The sequence below is a fragment of the Stenotrophomonas sp. NPDC077659 genome, from assembly GCF_050268705.1.
Classification (GTDB): domain Bacteria; phylum Pseudomonadota; class Gammaproteobacteria; order Xanthomonadales; family Xanthomonadaceae; genus Stenotrophomonas.
Genome location: NZ_JBNNHG010000231.1, coordinates 1 through 3,509 on the forward strand (window position 1 = coordinate 1; position 3,509 = coordinate 3,509).

General features: G+C 66.8%; 3 protein-coding genes and 1 pseudogene. All 4 read right to left on the minus strand.

Features of this window, described 5'->3' with window-relative positions:
* Positions 1-648: hypothetical protein (locus ACQKDV_RS18820; protein WP_427785762.1), on the minus strand; the 648-nt coding region annotated here is incomplete at its 3' end.
* A gap of 167 nt (positions 649-815) precedes the next feature.
* A complete protein-coding gene (locus ACQKDV_RS18825; protein ID WP_427785763.1) occupies positions 816-1,655 on the minus strand; it encodes a TrmH family RNA methyltransferase in 840 nt (279 codons plus the stop codon).
* Complete coding sequence (locus ACQKDV_RS18830) at positions 1,656-3,167, minus strand: alanine/glycine:cation symporter family protein (RefSeq protein WP_427785764.1); 1,512 nt, start codon at positions 3,165-3,167, stop codon at positions 1,656-1,658. It lies immediately after the preceding gene.
* A 193-nt stretch (positions 3,168-3,360) separates the two neighbouring features.
* Positions 3,361-3,509, minus strand: a pseudogene (locus ACQKDV_RS18835) (GNAT family N-acetyltransferase); the annotation flags it as partial.

Below are 3,509 nucleotides of genomic sequence, written 5' to 3' on the forward strand. Positions count from 1 at the left end.
GCCATAGACGCTGGCACCGGACAGTGCGGTGCGCGCAGGTGCAGGCCCGGCCATCAACTGCCCACGCCAGCGCAGCGGACGGCCGTTCGGCATCCACAGCACCTGCTGCACGCCCAGGGCGACGGTAGTGCGCTGCACGCCATCGCCCTGGGCATTGAGCGGATTGCCACTGATGCGGTCGTGGGTGCCGGTGGTGAAGCGCTGCGACAGCGCCAGTGAGATGGATGGGCGGGCGCCATCGGCGCTGGGCGCCTGCAGCAGGTACTGCAGGCGGGCAGTGGTATCGCCTGCACGGAAATCCGTACTGCGTTCGCTGCCCGATTCGGCGCGTGACGCGCTGAGGGTGATCTGCCCCATCAGGCGGTCACTGAAACCGTACATGGCCGGCATGACCACCGCCCATGCGCCACTGTCCTGCGCGCTGCGCCGGCGCTCACCCTGGGCGTCGTAATGCGCGTTGCTGTCCACGCGCACCAGGTAGGGTTCGATGAACCAGTGGCCCTGCGGCAGGCCGGCGGGATTGGGGGTGATCAGCGGCCCCATGAAATTGACGCCTTCCAGGCTGCGTTCAGCGGCAGCCGCGCTGCTGCCGGCGCACAGGCCAGACAGCAGAAGGGAAACGAGCAGGGTGCGTTGCGGTTGGAACATGACGGCCACTCCGGGGACAACGAGGGATGGAGTTCCACCCTGCGTTGCCGGAAATGGCGAGCCAATGAGGAAAGTTTCAAATCATCAATGTTCTTTGCGGCCTGCAAAGAACACTTAGCAACTGCACGCCTGTGGGCTGGGGTCAGGGATCCGCCCCCATCAGGCGGTCAGCCGCGGCGGCTGGCCCACTGCGCGAGCAGCACTGCCGTTGCGGAAGCGACGTTGAGGCTTTCCACTGCGCCACTGCCGGGAATGGAGACCTGCAGGTCGCACTGGCTGGCCAGCGCGCGGTCCATGCCCTCGCCTTCGGCGCCCATTACGTACACCAGGCGTGCCGGCAGTTCGGCACGGAACACGTCCTGGCCGCCCTCGACCAGGGTCGCGGCCAGGCCAAAGCCCGCCGCACGCAGCTGCGCCATGGCAATCGCGTCATCAGGCAGCTGCACCAGCGGCAGCGCCTCGGCGCCACCTTCGGCCACCCGTGCGGCGGCACCGGACAGGGCCAGCGTGCTACCGGCCGGCAACAGCAGCGCCTTGGCACCGAAGTGCGCGGCCGAGCGCAGGATCGCGCCCAGGTTGTGCGGGTTGCCCACGCCGTCCAGCCACAGCGCCAGCGCCGGGCCATCACCCACCTGCTGCAGCCACTGCGCCAGCGGCAGCACCGGCGCACGCAGCACGTCGGCCACCACGCCTTCGTGGTGGGTGGTGCCGGCCAGCTTGTTGAGGTCGCCGTCTTCGACCACGCGGTAGCCCACGCGGTTGGCCACGCACCATTTCAGCAGCGGCTGCAGGCGCGGAATACGCGCCTCCAGCAGGTACAGCTTGCGCAGCGCCTGCGGGCGCGCTTCGAAGGCGGCCCGCACGGCGTTCAGGCCGAACAGGCGCAGCTCATCATTGCCGCCGCGGCCGCTACCGCCACCGCCGGTGGCCGGCACCTCCGCACGCGGCAACGGCGTTGCGCGCGGCGGACGGGCGGATGGACGGCGGTTGTTCCAAGGGTTGTTCACTTACACACTCTCCTGCTTGCGCTGGCGCCAGAAGTCGGCGTTCTTGATGCCCAGGGCATCAGGGTCGAACGTCGGATCCAGGCCCAGCTTTTTCTGTCGTTCGTAGTCACGCAGGGCCAGCATCGCCGGCTTCTGGATGATGAGGATGGCGATGATGTTCAGCCAGGCCATCAGGCCCACGCCGATGTCACCCAGCGCCCAGGCCAGGGTCGCATTGTGGAAGGCACCGAACACGACCATGGCGATGATGCCCAGGCGCAGCACCAGCACGGTCAGCGGGCGCTTCTTGTTCTGGTTGACGTAGGTCAGGTTGGTTTCGGCCATGTAGTAATAGGCCATGATGGTGGTGAAGGCGAAGAAGAAGATGGCGATCGAGACGAACGCCGCGCCCCAGCCCGGCAGCACCGCTTCCACGCCGGCCTGCGCATAGCCGGCGCCTTCCGGAATACCGGCCAGCCCCTGGAAAATCGGAGGCGCGCTGGCGCCCGCAGGCGAGTACACGTTGTAGGTACCGCTGGCCAGGATCAGGAACGCAGTGGCGGTGCACACCATCATGGTGTCAAAGTAGATGGCGAAGGCCTGCACATAGCCCTGCTTGGCCGGGTGTGAGACCTCCGACGCCGCAGCCGCGTGCGGGCCCGAGCCCTGGCCGGCTTCGTTGGCGTAGATGCCGCGCTTGATGCCCCACTCCACCGCCAGGCCCATCATCGCGCCGAACGCGGCATGGGTACCGAACGCGCTGTCGAAGATGATGCCGAACATTTCCGGCACGCGGTCGTAGTTGATGATCATGATGACGATGGCCATCAGGATGAAGGCGGCAGCCATGAACGGCACCACCACTTCGGCGAAGTTGGCGATGCGCTTGACGCCACCGAAGATGACCACGCCCAGCAGCAGGGCCACGACGATGCCGATGCCCAGCTTCAGCGCCTCGACCGAACTCATGCCCAGCATCTGGCCGTCCAACGGGCCACACACGGCGGTGCCGCGGCAGGCGTTGATGACGCTGTCAGCGATGGCGTTGGCCTGCACGCCCGGCATCAGGAAACCGGCAGCGATGATCGTGGCGATGGCGAAGGCCAGCGCATACCACTTCAGGCCCATGGCCTTTTCGATGTAGTACGCCGGGCCACCGCGGTAGCGACCATCGGCATCCTTGGTCTTGTAGATCTGCGCCAGGGTGCATTCCACGTACGAGGTGGACGCGCCGAAGAAGCCCATCACCCACATCCAGAAGATGGCGCCGGGGCCACCGAAGGCGATGGCGGTGGCCACGCCGGCGATGTTGCCGATGCCCATGCGGCCGGCCATGGACATGGCCAGGGCCTGGAAGGAGGACACGCCGGCGTCGGACTTCTCGCCCCTGACGGTGAGGCGGCACATCTCGAAGAAGCCGCGGAGCTGCATGAAGCGGGTGCGCAGGCTGAAGAACAGGCCGGCGCCCAGGCACACGGCGATGAGGGCCTTGCTCCAGATGATGCTGTTGATGAAATGTACGGTTGCTTCCACGCGCGCTCTCTCCAGTCGGCGGGTTGTCAGGACGTCCCGTCGGCTGGAAGGGACCGTACCGATTCTCCCTGATCGAAGGCCGCTGCGGTAGAGTCGACTGTCAGTCGACTGCTCTCCGAAAAACTGCGGAAAATCCCGCGCTGCGCGCGATAGTCGACTGACAGTCGACTCTACCCCTCCTCTCCCTGGCCGTTCAGGGCAGCTGGGTGCGTACCCGGGCGAAGCGACGCAGGTCGTGCAGGGCGCCGCGCTTGTAGACGGCGCAGCGGGCCGTGCCTTCGTTGAAATCCAGCACTTCGGCCTGCAGCCTGAACAGGCGCAGCTCGTCCATCACCCAGGGGG